Origin of the sequence: Chryseobacterium vietnamense, assembly GCF_031454475.1 — a bacterium.
GTDB lineage: Bacteria > Bacteroidota > Bacteroidia > Flavobacteriales > Weeksellaceae > Chryseobacterium > Chryseobacterium vietnamense.
This window is the reverse complement of record NZ_JAVDQX010000005.1, coordinates 70,708-88,894: the sequence shown is the minus strand read 5'-3', so window position 1 is coordinate 88,894 and position 18,187 is coordinate 70,708. Positions and strand designations below refer to the sequence as shown.

At 37.5% G+C, this 18,187-nt stretch carries 17 protein-coding genes; all 17 read left to right on the top strand.

Going from position 1 to position 18,187, the window contains the following annotated elements; translation table 11 throughout:
* The first annotated feature begins 11 nt into the window (after positions 1 to 11).
* The 17 genes from J2786_RS18820 to J2786_RS18740 all read left to right on the top strand — a co-directional run bounded on the left by J2786_RS18820 (position 12) and on the right by J2786_RS18740 (position 18,180).
* Positions 12 to 1,058, top strand: a complete 1,047-nt coding sequence (locus J2786_RS18820) for a T9SS type A sorting domain-containing protein (RefSeq protein ID WP_047428389.1) — start codon at positions 12 to 14, stop codon at positions 1,056 to 1,058.
* 115 nt (positions 1,059 to 1,173) lie between these two features.
* A complete protein-coding gene (locus J2786_RS18815) occupies positions 1,174 to 1,545 on the top strand; it encodes an NADH-quinone oxidoreductase subunit A (RefSeq protein ID WP_047428392.1) in 372 nt (123 codons plus the stop codon).
* Between the two features lie 97 nt (positions 1,546 to 1,642).
* Positions 1,643 to 2,203: an NADH-quinone oxidoreductase subunit B gene (locus J2786_RS18810; protein WP_002983540.1), complete on the top strand. Its 561-nt coding sequence runs from the start codon at positions 1,643 to 1,645 to the stop codon at positions 2,201 to 2,203.
* A 6-nt stretch (positions 2,204 to 2,209) separates the two neighbouring features.
* Complete coding sequence (locus J2786_RS18805) at positions 2,210 to 2,704, top strand: NADH-quinone oxidoreductase subunit C (RefSeq protein WP_034693433.1); 495 nt, start codon at positions 2,210 to 2,212, stop codon at positions 2,702 to 2,704.
* A 78-nt stretch (positions 2,705 to 2,782) separates the two neighbouring features.
* The gene (nuoD, locus tag J2786_RS18800; protein WP_034693431.1) at positions 2,783 to 4,006 is read left to right on the top strand and encodes an NADH dehydrogenase (quinone) subunit D; all 1,224 of its coding nucleotides are present in this window, start codon (positions 2,783 to 2,785) and stop codon (positions 4,004 to 4,006) included.
* A 121-nt stretch (positions 4,007 to 4,127) separates the two neighbouring features.
* Positions 4,128 to 4,637 carry an NADH-quinone oxidoreductase subunit NuoE family protein gene (locus tag J2786_RS18795; RefSeq protein WP_047428397.1) on the top strand — a complete coding sequence of 170 codons (510 nt, stop codon included), beginning with the start codon at positions 4,128 to 4,130 and terminating at the stop codon, positions 4,635 to 4,637.
* Positions 4,638 to 4,739: 102 nt separating this feature from the next.
* Positions 4,740 to 6,098, top strand: a complete 1,359-nt coding sequence (gene nuoF, locus J2786_RS18790) for an NADH-quinone oxidoreductase subunit NuoF (protein ID WP_045492881.1) — start codon at positions 4,740 to 4,742, stop codon at positions 6,096 to 6,098.
* A gap of 7 nt (positions 6,099 to 6,105) precedes the next feature.
* Positions 6,106 to 7,017: a hypothetical protein gene (locus J2786_RS18785; protein WP_156121355.1), complete on the top strand. Its 912-nt coding sequence runs from the start codon at positions 6,106 to 6,108 to the stop codon at positions 7,015 to 7,017.
* 41 nt (positions 7,018 to 7,058) lie between these two features.
* Positions 7,059 to 8,057 carry an NADH-quinone oxidoreductase subunit G gene (locus tag J2786_RS18780; protein ID WP_034693425.1) on the top strand — a complete coding sequence of 333 codons (999 nt, stop codon included), beginning with the start codon at positions 7,059 to 7,061 and terminating at the stop codon, positions 8,055 to 8,057.
* 178 nt (positions 8,058 to 8,235) lie between these two features.
* A complete protein-coding gene (gene nuoH / locus J2786_RS18775; protein ID WP_047428401.1) occupies positions 8,236 to 9,300 on the top strand; it encodes an NADH-quinone oxidoreductase subunit NuoH in 1,065 nt (354 codons plus the stop codon).
* Positions 9,301 to 9,424: 124 nt separating this feature from the next.
* Entirely contained in the window at positions 9,425 to 9,982 is a 558-nt protein-coding gene (locus J2786_RS18770) for a NuoI/complex I 23 kDa subunit family protein (RefSeq protein WP_034693420.1), read from the top strand.
* Positions 9,982 to 10,479: an NADH-quinone oxidoreductase subunit J family protein gene (locus tag J2786_RS18765; protein ID WP_047428404.1), complete on the top strand. Its 498-nt coding sequence runs from the start codon at positions 9,982 to 9,984 to the stop codon at positions 10,477 to 10,479. Before J2786_RS18770 ends, J2786_RS18765 begins: the two co-directional genes overlap by 1 nt.
* A gap of 4 nt (positions 10,480 to 10,483) precedes the next feature.
* Positions 10,484 to 10,813, top strand: a complete 330-nt coding sequence (nuoK, locus tag J2786_RS18760) for an NADH-quinone oxidoreductase subunit NuoK (RefSeq protein ID WP_002983557.1) — start codon at positions 10,484 to 10,486, stop codon at positions 10,811 to 10,813.
* 2 nt (positions 10,814 to 10,815) lie between these two features.
* Positions 10,816 to 12,729: an NADH-quinone oxidoreductase subunit L gene (gene nuoL, locus J2786_RS18755; protein ID WP_047428407.1), complete on the top strand. Its 1,914-nt coding sequence runs from the start codon at positions 10,816 to 10,818 to the stop codon at positions 12,727 to 12,729.
* Positions 12,730 to 12,731: 2 nt separating this feature from the next.
* On the top strand, positions 12,732 to 14,225 hold the full coding sequence (locus J2786_RS18750; RefSeq protein ID WP_310026313.1) for a complex I subunit 4 family protein: 1,494 nt from the start codon (positions 12,732 to 12,734) through the stop codon (positions 14,223 to 14,225).
* A 16-nt stretch (positions 14,226 to 14,241) separates the two neighbouring features.
* On the top strand, positions 14,242 to 15,621 hold the full coding sequence (locus tag J2786_RS18745; protein WP_047428413.1) for an NADH-quinone oxidoreductase subunit N: 1,380 nt from the start codon (positions 14,242 to 14,244) through the stop codon (positions 15,619 to 15,621).
* A gap of 246 nt (positions 15,622 to 15,867) precedes the next feature.
* Entirely contained in the window at positions 15,868 to 18,180 is a 2,313-nt protein-coding gene (locus tag J2786_RS18740) for a GAF domain-containing protein (protein WP_047428416.1), read from the top strand.
* Positions 18,181 to 18,187: the final 7 nt, after the last annotated feature.

Genomic DNA, 18,187 nt, shown 5'->3' with positions numbered 1-18,187 from the left:
TAACCACCAGCATGAACAGAATATTACTTTTCATAGGAATGCTTTTTATTCCGGCATCAACCTATTCACAGGAATTTTACGTTAATACATTCTCTGTAATCAACTTTACTAATTTCACCAGCGGTGTCTACAGATTTGATGTTTCTGGTCCTACGGAAGTCCCGGAAACCTACTGTACACAAAATATTACGGCCAATGAAATATCCACAGATATTGCTATTGACAGCAATAACAACTTGTATTACGTTACCAATTCCGGATTATTATACAGAAAAAAAAGCACCAGTTCAATTTGTGAATTTTTAGGTGATTTCACCACTGGCAATGCTGCAGCCAATTCACTTGTAGCCGATTCCGGAAATTATCTTTATGCGGCCGGAACCAATCCTAACGCGCTCTACAGGTATGATATAAATAACGGTACTTTCACAGAGATCGGTAATCTCTCGGATGGCCAGACTCCTTCAGGAGATTTATTCTTTTATGAAAGCAGACTTTTTTTAACTACTGCAGACGGAATCGTTGAAATTAATCTGGAAAACCCAACCCAGAGCTGTCCTTTCATGGCCATCAATACACCGAACCCATACGCTGCTTTTTCTATTGATTACGGAACATATTCAAAAGCCTATCTGATCACTTATGGCAACAATACATCTACTTTATCTGAAATCGATATGGTAAATAAACAGATTGGAGCTCCGATAAGGACTTATAACCATCTTATTTATGGCGCTGCTGCCCGTTACAATCTTACATCTACCAATACGACCTGTAGTCTCACACCATTACATACCCAAGAAACCTCTGCATCAAAAACCTATTTCAATGTAAACAATCCTGCTAACGGCAAAATTATTTGTAATACCAATATTGAACGTAATCAAATGATCGCAATACAGCTGTTTGACAACTCAGGAAGGCTAACTAAAGACTTCTCCAGCCAAAACAATATTGAAAGTTTAAATATCTCTAATCTGCCTGATGGAGTATATATTTTGGCAGTTACTACAAAAAAAGGGGAAAAACACACAAAAAAAATAATCATAAAAAGCTAATTTTTATTGATTCTAAATTACCGATTTAACTCATTTTCATCCCACTTTTAAGCTGATTAATTTCATGCTTTCTTGTTTATTCGCTAAATTTGCAAATTGAGATAATAATGCAAAAATGAATTTACCTGAAAGTTATATTCCAATCCTTATCCAGGCTGGTGTAGCAGTAGGATTTGTAGCTGTTTCTTTGCTTGGGGCACATTTCTTAGGTCCACAACAGAAAAAAGGAGACTCTGTAAAAAACCAAAGCTGGGAATGTGGGGTTCCTGTAGAAGGAAACGCTAGAACACCGTTTTCTATCAAGTACTTCCTGACTGCGGTATTGTTCGTACTATTCGATATTGAAATCGTATTCTTTTATCCTTATGCTGTTAATTTCAGAGAATTTGGTATGGAAGGATTCCTTGCCGTGCTTACATTCGTTGCGATATTCTTCGTAGCGTTTTTCTATGTCTGGAAACGCGGTGCGCTGGATTGGGATAAATAAATTTTAACATTAAAAGATTGAATAATTTAATCATTGAAAAAAAAGAGATGATTACATTTGATAAGTACTTTAATCTTTAAATATTCAACAAAAGAAAATGTCAGATAAAAAACCAGTAATAAGAACAGATGCACCTGCTCCCGAAGGCTATGAAGGAGAAGGGTTTTTCGCAACAAAACTGAGCAGTGTAATCGGGATGGCAAGAAAGTTTTCACTTTGGCCATTACCATTTGCAACCTCTTGTTGTGGTATCGAGTTTATGGCTACCCTGAACCCAACTTATGATGCTTCAAGATTTGGTATGGAAAGAAACTCTTTCTCTCCAAGACAAGCAGATATGCTGATGGTTTGCGGAACTATATCAAAGAAATTGGGACCAGTCCTGAAAGAAGTTTACACTCAGATGGCTGAGCCGAAATGGGTGGTAGCAGTTGGAGCTTGTGCTTCCAGCGGTGGTATTTTTGATACGTATTCTGTACTTCAGGGAATAGATAAAATTATTCCGGTAGATGTTTACGTTCCCGGATGTCCTCCAAGACCTGAACAGATCATTGAAGGTGTAATGCAGGTACAGGCTCTTGCAGAAAGCGAAAGCATCAGAAGAAGAGACATGCCTGAATATCAGAAATTATTAGATTCTTACAACATAAGCAACTAAACGGAAATGACAAACGAATTTGTATTAGAAGCAATCACAAGAGAATTTCCGGAATCTGTTATTTCAAGCTCAGAACCATATGGGATGCTGACGATTGAAGTAAAGAAAGAAGATATCAAGAAGATCATTCACTATCTGAAAGATTCATCTCTGGAATTTAATTTCCTTACGGATATCTGTGGTATTCATTACCCTGAATTCCCTGAGAAGGAAATTGGTGTTGTCTACCATTTGCATAATATGATGGCCAATTTCAGATTACGTCTGAAAATCTTTATGTCCAGAGAAAATATTGAAGTAGACTCTCTAGTAGAGCTGTATGCAGGAGCAAACTGGATGGAAAGAGAAACGTATGATTTCTATGGGATTAAATTTAAAGGACACCCGGATCTGAGACCTATTTTAAATATGGAAGACCTGGGATACCACCCAATGTTGAAGGAATATCGCCTTGAAGACGGTACAAGAACCGACAAGAACGATAGCATGTTCGGAAGATAAAAAATAAAATATAAATGATAAATGATGATAGATAAATGATTATCGATTATCAACTATCAATTATCAATTATAATACTTATGAAAGATAACTCATTATCTAATATACTAAACCAGTACGAAAGTAAGGAACAGATTGACGGACAATTATATACCCTGAATCTGGGACCTACCCACCCTGCTACTCACGGGATTTTCCAGAATATCTTAACGATGGACGGAGAGAGAATCCTTCACGCTGAGCAAACAGTAGGATACATCCACAGAGCATTTGAGAAAATTTCTGAAAGAAGAAACTATTCTCAGATCACTACCCTTACAGACCGTATGAATTACTGTTCTGCACCCATCAATAACTTAGGCTGGCACATGACAGTAGAGAAGCTGATTGGCGTGGAAGTTCCAAAACGTGTAGACTATATGCGTGTTATCCTCATGGAGCTTGCAAGAATCGGTGACCACCTGATCTGTAACGGGGTAACCGGAATGGACTCAGGAGCGATTACAGGTCTTACTTATATGTTCATCGAAAGAGAACGTATTTATGATATGTATGAGCAGATCTGCGGAGCCAGAATGACAACCAATATGGGAAGAATAGGAGGTTTTGAAAGAGATTTCACTCCTAAGTTTCATGAGTTGTTGAAAGACTTCTTAAAAACTTTCCCACCAAGATTCAAAGAATTCTGTACTTTATTAGAAAGAAACAGAATTTTCATGGACAGAACCATCGGTACAGGAGCTATTTCTGCTGAAAGAGCATTAAGCTATGGTTTCACAGGTCCAAATTTACGTGCAGCAGGAGTAGATTATGATGTAAGAGTTGCACAGCCTTATTCTTCCTATGAAGATTTCGACTTCATTATTCCTGTAGGAACTTCAGGAGATACTTACGACCGTTTCATGGTTCGTCAGCAGGAAATCTGGGAATCAATCAAAATTATCAAACAAGCATACGAAAATCTTCCGGAAGGGCCATTCCACGCGGATGTTCCTGATTTCTATCTTCCTGAAAAGGCGGATGTATATCAGAAAATGGAAGCACTGATCTACCATTTCAAAATTGTAATGGGAGAAACTGATGTACCGAAAGGAGAAGTTTATCATGCTGTTGAAGGTGGAAACGGAGAATTAGGTTTCTATCTTGTGAGTGACGGAGGAAGAAGCCCTTACAGACTTCACTTCAGAAGACCATGCTTCATCTACTATCAGGCATATCCTGAAATGATTACAGGTTCTGTAATTTCAGATGCCATTGTAACGATGTGTAGTATGAATATTATTGCGGGAGAATTAGACGCATAATTAGAATTTAGAAAACAGATGAAAGATAAAGGACTTTCATCACCCAATATAAATTGAATTTAGGACACGAATTTCAGAGTCTATTCTCTCTTTTTCTATGTTCTTTAATCTTAGATAAAAAATGAGCGAAACAATAGCTTTTAAACCGGAAAGTTTAGCACAGGTACACAAAATTATCGCAAGATATCCTGAAGGAAGACAGAAATCTGCTCTTCTTCCTGTACTTCACTTGGCGCAGAAAGAATTCGGAGGATGGTTAGATGTTCCTGTGATGGATTATGTTGCAAGACTATTAAGTATCCAACCGATCGAAGTATATGAAGTGGCTACTTTCTATACCATGTTTAATATGAAGCCTGTAGGTAAATATGTTTTAGAAGTTTGCAGAACTGGACCTTGTATGGTTTGTGGAAGCGAAAAAATTCTGGATCATATCAGAACCAAACTGAACATTAAAGACGGAGAGACTACTGAAGACGGTATGTTCACATTAAAACCGGCTGAATGTCTTGGAGCATGTGGATACGCACCCATGATGCAGCTTGGAAAATTCTTTCATGAAAATTTAACGATAGAGAAAGTAGATGAAATCCTTGATCTTTGCAGACAGGGACAACTTGCTTTAGACTAATAGAAATTTTAAATTCTACATTGTAGATTTTAAATTATTCACTTAACGTTTAATCATAATTAATGCAAGAAGCCAAAAGCCAATTGCAATAAGCAAATAACAATGAGTAAAAAACTTTTACTTAAAGACGCACATATAGAAGGTATTCGCTACTTTGAAACCTACCGCAAACAAGGGGGGTACACTGCTGCTGAAAAAGCCTTGAAAATGACTCCTGACGAAATTCTTGAAGAAGTAAAAGCTTCAGGACTAAGAGGTCGTGGTGGAGCTGGATTCCCAACAGGAATGAAATGGAGCTTTCTGGCAAAGCCGGAAGGCGTTCCAAGACACCTTGTTGTGAATGCAGATGAATCTGAGCCCGGAACGTTCAAGGACAGATATCTGATGGAGTTCCTTCCTCATTTATTGATCGAGGGAATGCTAATTTCTTCTTACTGTTTAGGCTCCAATACTTCTTATATCTACATCCGTGGAGAATACTCATGGATTCCAGATATCCTTGAAGAAGCTATTGAAGAAGCTAAAGCAGCAGGATTTTTAGGTAAAAACATTTTAGGAACCGGTTTCGATCTTGAAATCTATGTACAGAGAGGTGGTGGAGCATATATCTGCGGTGAAGAAACGGCATTGCTTGAATCCCTTGAAGGAAAAAGAGGTAACCCGAGATTAAAACCGCCATTCCCGGCTGTAAAAGGTCTTTGGGAAAGACCAACGGTGGTAAACAACGTTGAATCTATTGCGGCAATTGTTCCAATCATTGATATTACAGGTGCTGAATATGCTAAAATAGGTGTTGGAAGATCTACAGGAACGAAATTAATTTCTGCTTGTGGAAACATCAACAAACCGGGTGTATACGAAATCGATATGACGATCACTGTAGAAGAGTTTATCTATTCTGATGAATATTGCGGTGGTATTAAAGATGGTAAAAGATTAAAGGCTTGTATTCCTGGAGGAAGTTCCGTTCCGATTGTTCCCGCAAATCTATTGCTGAGAACCGTAAACGGTGAGCCAAGATATATGAACTACGAATCATTGGCAGACGGTGGTTTTGCTACCGGAACCATGATGGGTTCAGGAGGTTTCATCGTTTTGGATGAAGACCAGTGTATTGTAGATCATACTATGACTTTGGCAAGATTCTACAACCACGAAAGCTGTGGACAATGTACTCCTTGCCGTGAAGGAACAGGATGGATGTACAAGATTTTAAAGAAAATCGAAAAAGGAGAAGGAAAAATGGAAGATATCGATCTACTTTGGGACATCCAGAGAAAAATCGAAGGAAATACAATTTGTCCGTTGGGTGATGCAGCAGCTTGGCCGGTTGCAGCAGCGATCCGTCACTTCAGAGATGAATTTGAGTGGCACGTAAAAAACCCAGAGTTGTCTCAGACACAAAATTATGGATTGGCACATTATGCAGATCCTATCCCGGCTGTTGAAAAGAACGCATAGGTAAAAGATGAAAAAATTATTGGTGGTCGGCTTAATGATGTCGAATTTTGTATTTGCACAGAATAAAAAAACTGATACTGCAAATTATAACAGATCTGTTGAAGAGGATTTGTCATATTTAGTGAGTGAGAAACAGCAGATTAAAGCTGAAAGAAAGGAAAAGCCTTTACCATTAAGCAAAAAAGGTCAGGTTTTCGTATTTTATGGTTGGAACAGAGCCGCTTATAGTAATTCTGACATCCATTTTACCGGAAACGGATACGATTTTCAATTGAATAATGTAACCGCGCAGGACAGACCTACAAAATTTGGAATTGTCTATTTTGATCCAAGCTGGTTTACTGTAACACAGTATAATTTCAGAATAGGATATTTTATTAAAGATAATTTAGCATTGGTATTAGGGATCGACCACATGAAATATGTAATGGATCAGAACCAGACTGTAGGTTTCAAAGGTCATATTTCAGATCCTGAATATGCAGCAATGGTTCAGAACGGGCAGGTTAATCTTGCAGATGAGAAGTTCCTTACTTTTGAACATACAGACGGACTTAATTATGAAAACTTAGGTCTTGAGAAATACAAAAATCTTGTTCATAAGAAAAATATAGATTTAGTGTGGTCTTATGGAGCCGGAATCGGGTTTATGTTTCCGAAAAGTAATGTAAAACTTTTTGGTAATGAAAGAAGTGACCGTTTTCACGTTGCAGGTATGGGAACTGATATCAGATCCAGTCTTAACCTCGTATTCTGGAAAAATTGGATGCTGAGATTAGAAGGAAAAGCAGGATATATCAATATGTGGGACATCAAAACCACGTTGAATAACAAGCCGGACAAAGCACGCCAGGATTTTGTTTTCGGACAGGTTCTGGGAGGAATTGGATATACATTTAATACTAAGAAATATAAATAACAAAGCCTATTGCTTAACGCATAAAGCTTAAAGCATGTCATATGAGCGAAGAAGTTAAAAAATTCAAAATAACTATAGACGGACAGACTACTGAAGTTTTGCCTGGTACTTCTATTCTGGAAGCTGCAAGACAAATCGGTGGTAAATCTGTACCTCCTGCAATGTGCTACTACAGCAAGTTGGAAACCAGTGGAGGAAGATGTAGAACTTGTCTGGTAGAAGTTTCTAAAGGATCTGAAGCAGATCCTCGTCCTATGCCAAAATTAGTAGCAAGCTGCAGAACTAATGTAATGGACGGTATGGAAGTAAAAAATCTTACTTCTGAGAAAGCTCAGGAAGGAAGAAAAGCGGTTACCGAATTCCTTTTGGTAAATCATCCGCTGGACTGCCCTATCTGTGACCAGGCAGGAGAATGTCATCTTCAGGACTTAGGATATGAGCATGGTGTGGAAAACACAAGAACAGAATTCGAAAGAAATACTTACGAAGCTGATGATCTTGGACCGAACATCAAATTAAATATGAACCGTTGTATTCTTTGCGCAAGATGCGTACTGACAGCTAACCAGCTTACAGAAACAAGAGAACACGGTATCCTTTTCAGAGGAGATCACGCTGAAATTTCAACCTATTTAAATAAAGCTTTAGACAATGACTTCATCGGAAACGTTATCGATGTGTGTCCTGTAGGAGCATTAACAGACAGAACAGCTCGTTTTGCAAGCAGAGTTTGGTTTACAAAACCGATGAATGCAACTTGTAAATGTGATAAATGTTCCGGAAAAGCTGTAGTATGGTTTAAAGGAGATGAAATTGTAAGAGTAACGGCAAGAAAAGACCAGTGGGGTGAAGTAGAAGAATTCATCTGTGATACATGTCGTTTCGAAAGAAAAGCATTATCAGACTGGAACATCGAAGGTCCTAGACACATCGACAGACATTCTGTAATTTCATTGAACCACTACGAAAAGCCTAAAGATGAGCTAAGAGTTTTAGACAATCCAATGGCTAAAGAAATCAGTGAAAAAGACGAAAAATAGAATAGTTCAAAGTTAGGAAGCTGGAAGCTGGGAGTTTAATAAATACCCTAAATTTCAGTTTTAACTTTAGCTGTTTTAAAATATAAAAAAAAAATTTGGTAATGTGATGAAGAGTTGATGGCAAGACGTAATACACTTCCAGCTTCCAGCTCCCATCTTCAAACATTTAAAATAAAAAATGGATTTACTTACATTTAAACTAATACTTGTACTAGCACTTTTCCTGCTATCCTTGACGATTGCAGCCTACTCTACCTGGGCAGAAAGAAAAGTAGCCTCTATCATGCAGGATAGAATTGGTCCTAACAGAGCAGGACCTTTCGGATTACTGCAGCCTCTTGCTGATGGTGGAAAATTCTTCTTTAAAGAAGACTTTACACCTGCCAATGCAGAAAGATTTCTTTTCGTATTGGGGCCGGCTTTGGTAATGTTTATTTCATTGATTACAGGCGCTGTGATTCCTTGGGGTAAAAGTTTAAATATTGCAGGTACTTCTTTTGATCTTCAGGTAGCAAATATTGATGTTGGTGTACTTTTCATCATCGGTATGGCTTCCATCGGAGTTTACGGAATTATGATCGGAGGTTGGGCTTCGAACAACAAATATTCATTACTAGGTGCTATCCGTGCTTCTTCTCAGATGATTTCTTATGAATTGGCGATGGGATTAGCACTTCTTTCTATCATTATGATGTCAGGAAGTTTGGATCTGAAGGAAATCACTGAAAGCCAGACAACCGGAAAATTATGGGGAGTTATTCCTTGGGTTTCTGGGCTGAACTGGAATATTTTCTACCAGCCGATTGCTTTCCTTGTTTTCTTTGTAGCCGCTTTGGCAGAGACCAACAGACACCCGTTCGATTTACCTGAGTGTGAATCTGAATTGGTAACAGGATATTCTACAGAATACTCTTCCATGAAATTAGGTTTATATATGTTCGGGGAATACGTGAACATGTTTATTTCCAATGCATTCATGGTAGTTCTTTTCTTCGGAGGATACAACTATCCTGGTATTGAATGGGTAACTCAGAACTGGGGTGAAAATGCTGCGGGGATTTTGAGTATCGTAGCATTCTTAACGAAGACTGTCATCGGAATTCTGATCTTTATGTGGATCAGATGGACCCTTCCGAGATTCAGATATGACCAGTTAATGCACTTGGGATGGAAAACTTTAATCCCAATGGCATTGGTAAACCTATTAATTACAGGAGCTGTAATTTTAGCGTTTGGAAATTAAATTATCTAAACCTAACAGGTTTTAAAAACCTGTTAGGTTTGTGTGAATATTGAATATTAAAAATTAAGATAACAGACAAGATTAGTCTAAAATCTGGTGTCTAACATCTAATATCTATAATTAAATGAAACTTACAAACAGATCAAAAGTTGTTTCCAATAAAGAAATGACCCTTGCTGAAAAAATCTACCTTCCTGCCATCTTTACAGGAATGGGGATTACATTTAAGCATGCTGTAAGAACCGTGATAAAGGGTGCTCCCGCAGTATATTCGTATCCGGAAGTACAGAAACCAAGAACCACTATCTGGAGAGGTCAGCACGTTTTGAAAAGAGACGAGGAAGGCAGAGAAAGATGTACAGCTTGTGGACTTTGTGCGGTAGCTTGTCCTGCAGAAGCCATTACGATGACGGCTGCTGAAAGAACTAAAGAGGAAAGAGGTCTTTACAGAGAAGAGAAATACGCTTCAGTATATGAAATCAATATGCTAAGATGTATTTTCTGTGGTATGTGTGAAGAGGCCTGTCCTAAGTCTGCGATCTATCTTACCGACAGATTGGTAGATGTGGAAACCAACAGAGGTTCTTTCATTTATGGGAAAGATAAATTAGTTGAAAAAATAAATGAAAGGATTGATATCACGACAAGACAATCCGAGAAACAAAAAAATGCGGTAAAATAATGGATCAGTTTTTATTTTTCTTGGTGGCGTTTTTAGCAGTGGCAAGTGCAGTGTATTTTGTATTTGCAAGAAATCCTCTCTATGCTATTTTGTCATTAATTGTTACGATGTTTTCAATTGCCGGAATGTACATTCTTCTCAATGCACAGTTCCTTGCAATTATCCAGATTATAGTGTACGCAGGTGCCATCATGGTACTTTTCCTTTATATCTTAATGATGCTTAACCTTAATAAAGGAGACGAAAGTAAGAAGAACAATACTTTAAAATTTGTTGGAGTTTTTACTGCAGGTATTCTTTTAGTAGGAGTATTAGGCGTTTTCAGAGGTGTAAGAGAAAACCACATTGTTGTTGAAAATGTAGACAGAGGTGTTGGTCTTACCAAAAATCTGGGTAGACTTTTGTTTAATGAATATGTTTTACCGTTTGAGCTTGCTTCCATCCTTATTCTGGCAGGTATTGTAGGCGCGGTATTAATCGGTAAAAAAGATTTATAAAATTATGGGAGAAGTAAATACATTTATACAAAGCATCCCTTTGGACTACTTCATCATTCTTTCATCAGTATTGTTCTGTCTGGGAGTAATGGGAGTATTGCTTAGAAAAAATGCTATTGTGATTCTGGGCTGTGTAGAGCTTATGCTGAATTCTGTAAACCTTTTATTGGCAGCTTTTTCAGCGTATAAAGGCAACGGCGACGGACAACTTTTAGTTTTCTTCATTATGGTGGTAGCTGCTGCTGAAGTAGCGGTAGGTTTGGCAATTATTGCGATGCTATATAGAAACACCCGTTCTGTAGATGTAAGTATATTTAATAAATTAAGAGGATAAGAATGGAGAATCTAGTATATGCAATAGTACTTTTACCACTTTTAGGGTTTCTTATTAACGGGCTATTCGGAAAAAATCTTCCCAAAATATTGGTAGGATCTTTGGCTACAGCTATGGTTTTCGGATCTTTCTGTATTGCTGTAAGTATTTTCATGAATTTCAATTCTGAGAGCCAGCCTGTTATTGTAAAAGCTTTTGAATGGTTTAGAGTAAACGGAGTTCAAATCAATTTTGGATTCCAGATTGATCAGCTTTCTTTAATGATGGTGATGATCATTACGGGTATCGGTTCACTGATCCACTTATACTCTATCGGATATATGAGTCATGACAAAGGGTTCTATAAGTTCTTTACTTATCTGAATCTTTTCATCTTCTCGATGTTACTTCTGGTAATGGGAAGCAACTACCTTATCCTGTTTATCGGATGGGAAGGTGTAGGTCTTTGTTCTTACCTGTTGATCGGATTCTGGTATACCAACGAAGAATACGGTAAAGCGGCAAGAAAAGCTTTCATCATGAACAGAATTGGTGACCTTGCGTTATTGATCGGTATCTTCATGATCGCTTCTCAGACCAATGCTGTAGATTATCTTTCTGTAGCAGAAAACGCTTCAAAATTTGAATTAGACGGAACAGTGATTATCTTTATCACAGCGAGTTTATTCATCGGTGCTACCGGTAAATCTGCTCAGGTTCCATTATATACATGGTTACCGGATGCGATGGCGGGACCAACTCCTGTATCAGCGTTGATCCACGCGGCAACGATGGTAACTGCAGGTATCTATTTAGTAGTAAGATCTAACTTCTTATTTACTTTAGCCCCTACAGTACAGGGAGGAATTTTATTCATCGGATTCTTAACAGCTGCTTTAGCTGGATTCTACGCACTACGTCAGAACGATATCAAAAAAGTATTGGCATACTCTACAGTTTCACAGCTTGGATTTATGTTCATCGCTTTAGGTCTTGGAGCTTATACAACAGCAATGTTCCACGTAATGACGCATGCATTCTTTAAGGCTTTGTTATTCTTAGGTGCAGGTTCTGTAATCCATGCTATGAGCAACGAGCAGGATATGCGTTTCATGGGAGGTCTTAAAAAATATATTCCTCTTACCCACGCTACATTCCTTATCGGAACATTAGCCATCTCAGGTTTCCCTTTATTATCAGGGATGATCTCCAAAGACGAAATTTTAGTAGCAGCTTTCGCTAAAAACCCGATTTACTGGGTCATCTTATTTGTTTTAGCGGCAATGACTGCAACTTATATGTTCAGATTATACTACCTTACATTCCATGGAGAATTCAGAGGTACTGAAGAACAGAAACACCATTTACATGAAAGCCCTTCCAATATGACATTACCATTGATCGTATTGGCAATTCTTTCTGTAATCGGTGGTTTTATCAACCTGCCACACTTCATCGGTCACGGCCACTATGCCAAACTGATGGAATGGTTAAAGCCGGTTCTTACAGAACAAAGCTACAGCCAGATGGAAGCTACTCTTTCAGGAGTACCTTTCAATACTGAAATGATATTATTAGCAGCTACAGTATTGATGTTTTTCACTGTATGGTTCATCGTTAGAAATACTTATGTAAGTAAGAAAAAGATGGCTGTTGCAGAGGAAAGTTACACCGGATGGGAAAAGCTTTCTGCTAAGAAATTATACGTTGACGAACTTTACAACGCATTGATTGTAAAAACTGTTGAAGGATTAGGACGCGGAGGAAAAATGTTTGATAAGGGTATCTTAGACCGTTTTGTAAACTTTGTAGGTGATGGTGCTGAAGACAGCGGAAAAGCTATGAAGCGTGTACAGAACGGAAATGTAGAGACATATATCCTTATCATGTCTTTAGCGGTGGGAATTATATTAATTGTTAACTTTTTATTACAATAATAATGTCTTGTTTGTTATTAACATTATTACTATTACCTCTAGTAGGTTCGGGATTAGTTTTTGCCTGGAAGAATAATTCCAGCAAATATTTGGCGCTTGGAATCGCATTGGTACAAATGCTTCTTACGTTCTATATACTATCGGATTTTGATTTTACTCCGACAGTAGACAGCGTATTGCAGCATGAGATCAATTATCCATGGTCACAATTTATGAAGAGCTCTCTTCACTTCGGTATCGATGGGATGAGCATGCTTCTTTTATTATTGACCAATATTCTGGCTCCAATCATTATTTTATCATCTTTCAACGAAAATGTAAACTACAGAAATACATTCTACGGATTGATTCTGTTGATGCAGTTCGGTCTTATAGGAGTGTTCACTTCTTTAGACGGATTGTTATTCTACATTTTCTGGGAAGTAACTTTGATTCCAATTTGGTTCATTGCCGGACTTTGGGGACAAGAGAATAAAAGGTTTGAGTTTACGACGAAATTCTTCGTATATACATTCGTGGGATCATTATTTATGTTAGCCGGATTGATCTATGTGTACAACCACTCTGCATCATTCGCTTTAACAGATCTATATAATGCTCAGCTTAACGAGGTACAGCAGACTGTGGTATTCTGGTTTATTTTCTTTGCTTTTGCGGTGAAATTACCGGTATTCCCTTTCCATACATGGCAGCCTGATACTTATACCTACTCTCCTACTCAGGGATCCATGTTATTATCAGGGATCATGCTGAAGATGGCAGTATACGGTGTAATGCGTTATTTATTACCAATCACTCCGCTTCCGATTGCCGGAATTTCCGGACAGATTGTAATTATTCTTGCTATTGTAGGAATTGTTCACGGTGCTTTGATTGCTATTATCCAGACGGATATGAAGAGAATCATTGCCTATTCATCTTTCTCTCACGTAGGATTGATGGTAGCTGGGATCTTTGCTTCTGCAGTAGTTACTTTGAGAGGAACTTTCAATGTAGAAGGAGCTGAAGGAGCTTTGGTACAGACTTTTGCTCACGGTATCAACGTAGTGGGATTATTCTACTGTTGTGATATTTTATACAAGAGATTCAAATCAAGAGACATCAGACAAATGGGTGGTTTAGCTAAAGTAGCGCCTAAGTTTGCAGTATTGTTCTTGATCATTATATTAGGTTCAATGGGAGTTCCATTAACCAATGGATTCATCGGGGAATTTATTTTGTTGAAATCAGTTTATGATTTTAACGGAACAGCAGCAGTAATTGCTGGTCTTACGGTAATTCTTTGTGCTGTGTATTTATTGAGATTCTACGGAAAAGCAATGTTCGGAGAAGGTGATGAAGCCGTTTTAAGTACAGCAAAAGATTTATCAGGTGTAGAATTTTCTGTATTGGCAAGTTTAGCGGTTTTTGTGATCTTACTGGGTATTTTCCCACAACCGGTAATCGACATGGTGAGTAGTTCGGTGAAGTTTATCTACCAATCAATGGTAAGTTAATTTGATATTTTAAGAAATGAGTGTTTTAATTATTGTTTTCCTAACGGCAGTTATTGCGTTATTTTCAGGAGTTTTTGAACAAGGAAAATTCGCAAGATACATTGGGATTTTGGGATTAATCATTGCATTGTATGTAAGTTTTATGCCGGAATGTTCGTTCTTCGACCATTACAAGCATATGTATGAGTACAGTGACAATACCGCATTATTCACTAAAATATCAATCGTAACAACTTTATTGTTATTCTTCCTTGGTGGTTTTGCTTTCAGCAATCACAGAAGCCACCAGTCAGAATTATATGCATTGATGCTATTTGCATTATGTGGAGGGATCATCCTTTTCGGATACCAGAATCTGGTAACGATGTTCTTAGGAGTTGAAATCCTTTCTATTCCATTATATGTAATGGCTGGAGCCAACAAAACTGATTTGAGATCCAATGAAGCTTCAATTAAGTATTTCCTTATGGGTGCATTTGCAACAGGTTTCTTACTGTTCGGTATTGCATTCATCTACGGAAGTGCAGGAAGTTTTGATTTATACAAAATCCATGATTTCGGGGTAGCTAATTCAGGGAATGTAATGTTCATCTTAGGAGTATTACTGATTCTTTGTGCATTGGCATTCAAGGTAGCTTTAGCACCTTTCCACATGTGGAGCCCTGATGTATATGCAGGTTCTCCTTCATTGATCACAGCTTTCATGGCGAGTGTTGTAAAGATCTCCGGATTCTTTGCGCTATTCAGATTGATGACGCTTGGTTTCACTGGAGTTACTCACGAATGGATCAATGTTTTAGGAGTATTCTTAATCATTACTTTACTTTTGGCAAACGTTATGGGTCTTGCTCAGACAAATGCAAAAAGAATGTTGGCATACTCTTCAGTTTCCCACGCAGGATATATCGGATTGGTATTCTTCGGAATGACAAGCCTTTCTACTTATAACCTTGCCTTCTATTTGTTTGCTTATTCTTTATCTACAGTAGGAGTTTTCATGTGTCTGATCTGGGTAGAGAAATTAAAAAGAGAAACTTCTTTCGGAGCGTTCAAAGGATTGGCAAAAAGTGAACCTTTATTAGCAACAGCAGCAACGATCTCTATGCTTTCAATGGCAGGAGTTCCGTTAACAGCTGGTTTCATGGGGAAATTTGCTTTGTTCTCCCAGGCTATGAATGGTGCTGCTTTCCTAGTATTGGTAGCTGTATTAGGTTCTGCTCTATCTATCGCTTACTATTTAAGACTGATCATTGCCATGTTCTTCTTTAAAGAATCAACATTCAAATCATCAGAAAAAGTAACCCTTACTTATAACATCATTGCAGTAATTGTTATTGTTTTGATCATCATCCTTGGAGTTTTCCCGGATATGTTTGCAAGAATGTTCGGATTGTAAAATCTGAATGTTAAGATATAAAAAGCACAACTTTTCAGTTGTGCTTTTTTTGATCATATTTGAAATAAAATTCATAAAATTTATTATTCATTAATCCTGCCATCCCCCTTTCCAAAAAAACAACAAATAATGACAAAATATCTTATATAGTTTCCCGAAGTACAAGTAAATTATGTACAATAAAATAAATTATACTCCTATTAATATTCCGCTTTTTTCATAACTTTACTCTAAATTTTTCAGCTCTTGGCTAATCTCTATAAAAAAGACTCTCCCTTTCAGGTTTATATATCATTCAAAAAATATTTGGATGTTCTGGAACATATCCGGTATAACGACAGACTGGAATACAGGGTCAATTATGCAGAGTCTTTAATCGAAAGCACAAGAAATTTTAAAGAACTCAGAGAAGGTTTTCAGGACACAACCCTTCTTGAAAAATATGAAGACCTCATCAGACTGCTTCTTGCCGATCTTTTCCCGACTGGCCTTACCAGAAATGAAATAAAGGCAGCAAGCATTCCGCTTTCCAACATTACCTTCAACTATACCGAAAGGTTTAAAGATATTCTGAAAGATGCCGGAAAAGACTTCGAAATAGAACTCAGAAATATTTCAGATAATGAATTTTATGTATTCTGCTGTTGTCTGATTCTTCAGAGCTATTTCAAAAAAGATATTAAAAGTACGATCCCATTTTATTATGATATTCCCAATAAGCAGGGAATCATGAAGCATTATAAAATTACGGTCAATTCAGATTTTACGGAAATTACTCCCACAGAAGAGGCCAAAATTCCGTCCGATGATGTTCTGGATATGTTGCTGGAAAACCTGGATGACTTTAAAATGTGGAAGAAATATTTCCCATCCCAATCCTGGATATTGAAAGGATTCACCATTATTTCACTGGTAGACTGTACCTCTGAAGTAGCCCTTTCCGATCTGAAATCAAGCATGATTGAAATTGATCCGGAAAATATGAATCCCAACGAAAATCTTACTGAAATTTTCAAATCCTATTTTGATGTTCCTGAACTCAACTTCGGGTTGATGACGTTTAACAAAAAGGAACAGAAACTGGATAAACTTCCGATATATGAAAGTCTTCTCACGAATCATATCCTGGATTTCTGGATCAATGCATTTGATGAAGAGACACGTAAAAGCACCTTTAATAATTTAAATCATAATTCAAAGCCTGTTGTTGTTTCCAATGTCAACAACCTGGACGAGAATGTCAAGCTGCTTCCTTCCTTCAGTATTTTAAAGGACAACAATGTCAATAGTTTCATGGTAATTCCCATTATGAAGGACGGCGAACTTCTTGCAATTATGGAATTCACCTCTCCTATTGCCGGAAGCTTCAATGGTTTAAAGCTAAAAAAACTGGAGTTTTTCACTGATATGGTTCTTTTTTCTCTGAACAGATTTTACTTTGAGAAAAACTATCAGATAGAAGCCATTATTCAGCGTGAATATACAACGATCCACGACAGTGTGGTCTGGAAATTCAGAAATGAAGCTGAAAAATATTTTACCGCATCACTCGGAAGAAAAATATATACTTTAAAACAGATTGCATTTAAAAATCTTACTCCGCTATTTGGGGTTTCAGACATCCGTTCCTCTTCGGAAAAACGTTTCAATCTGATGCTGCAGGATCTCAACCAGCAGATTGAATGGCTGAATGAAATTCTGATACTCACCAATTCCGATTCCGAAAAATTTGTACTGGCACTGGATGTCTTTGAAAATGAAATCAACAATGAAATCAAAGCAGATACGGAACAGCGTTTCCAGAGGTTATTAAGGGAAGAAATTCATCCTTTTTTACAGGGAAAACTGGAAGTAAGAACTTCGAGAGAAATAAAAACGAAAATCAAAGACTATTTTTCACACATCTTTACTTCTACGGATCTGTTTTATCACCACAGGAAAAACCTTGATGATTCTATCACATTAGTCAACCGAAAACTGGCAGATATGCTGGACGAAAGCCAGGTGAAGGCACAGGAGATTTTCCCGCATTATTATGAAAGATTTAAATCTGATGGTGTGGAACACAATCTGTACAGTGGTTCCTCTATCGCTCCTGAGCTGCATTATACTTCGAAAGTAGTTCATAAACTGAGATACTGGCAGCTGAAAACGATCTGTAAAATGGAACTTGAATTTCAGTCGTTCAAAAAATATCTTCCTGTACAACTGGATATTGCTTCACTGATCTTTGTATATAATGAAAAAATAGACATCCGTTTCAGAATGGATGAAAAACGGTTTGATGTAGACGGCGCATACAATTCGTATTACGAGATTATCAAAAAACGTCTGGATAAAGCCCACGTGAAAGATTCTTCAGAACGCATTACGGCTCCCGGAAAAATTACCATTGTCTATTTCGGCATGGAAAACCAGAAGGAATACTTAGATTATATTTCCAAACTCCAGAAGAAAGGAGTTTTACAAAATGATATAGAATTTTTAAGAGTAGAGGATCTTCAGGGTATTACAGGATTGCTGGCACTGAGAGTTTCTTTTACACTTCCTCAAGAGTAGTAAATAT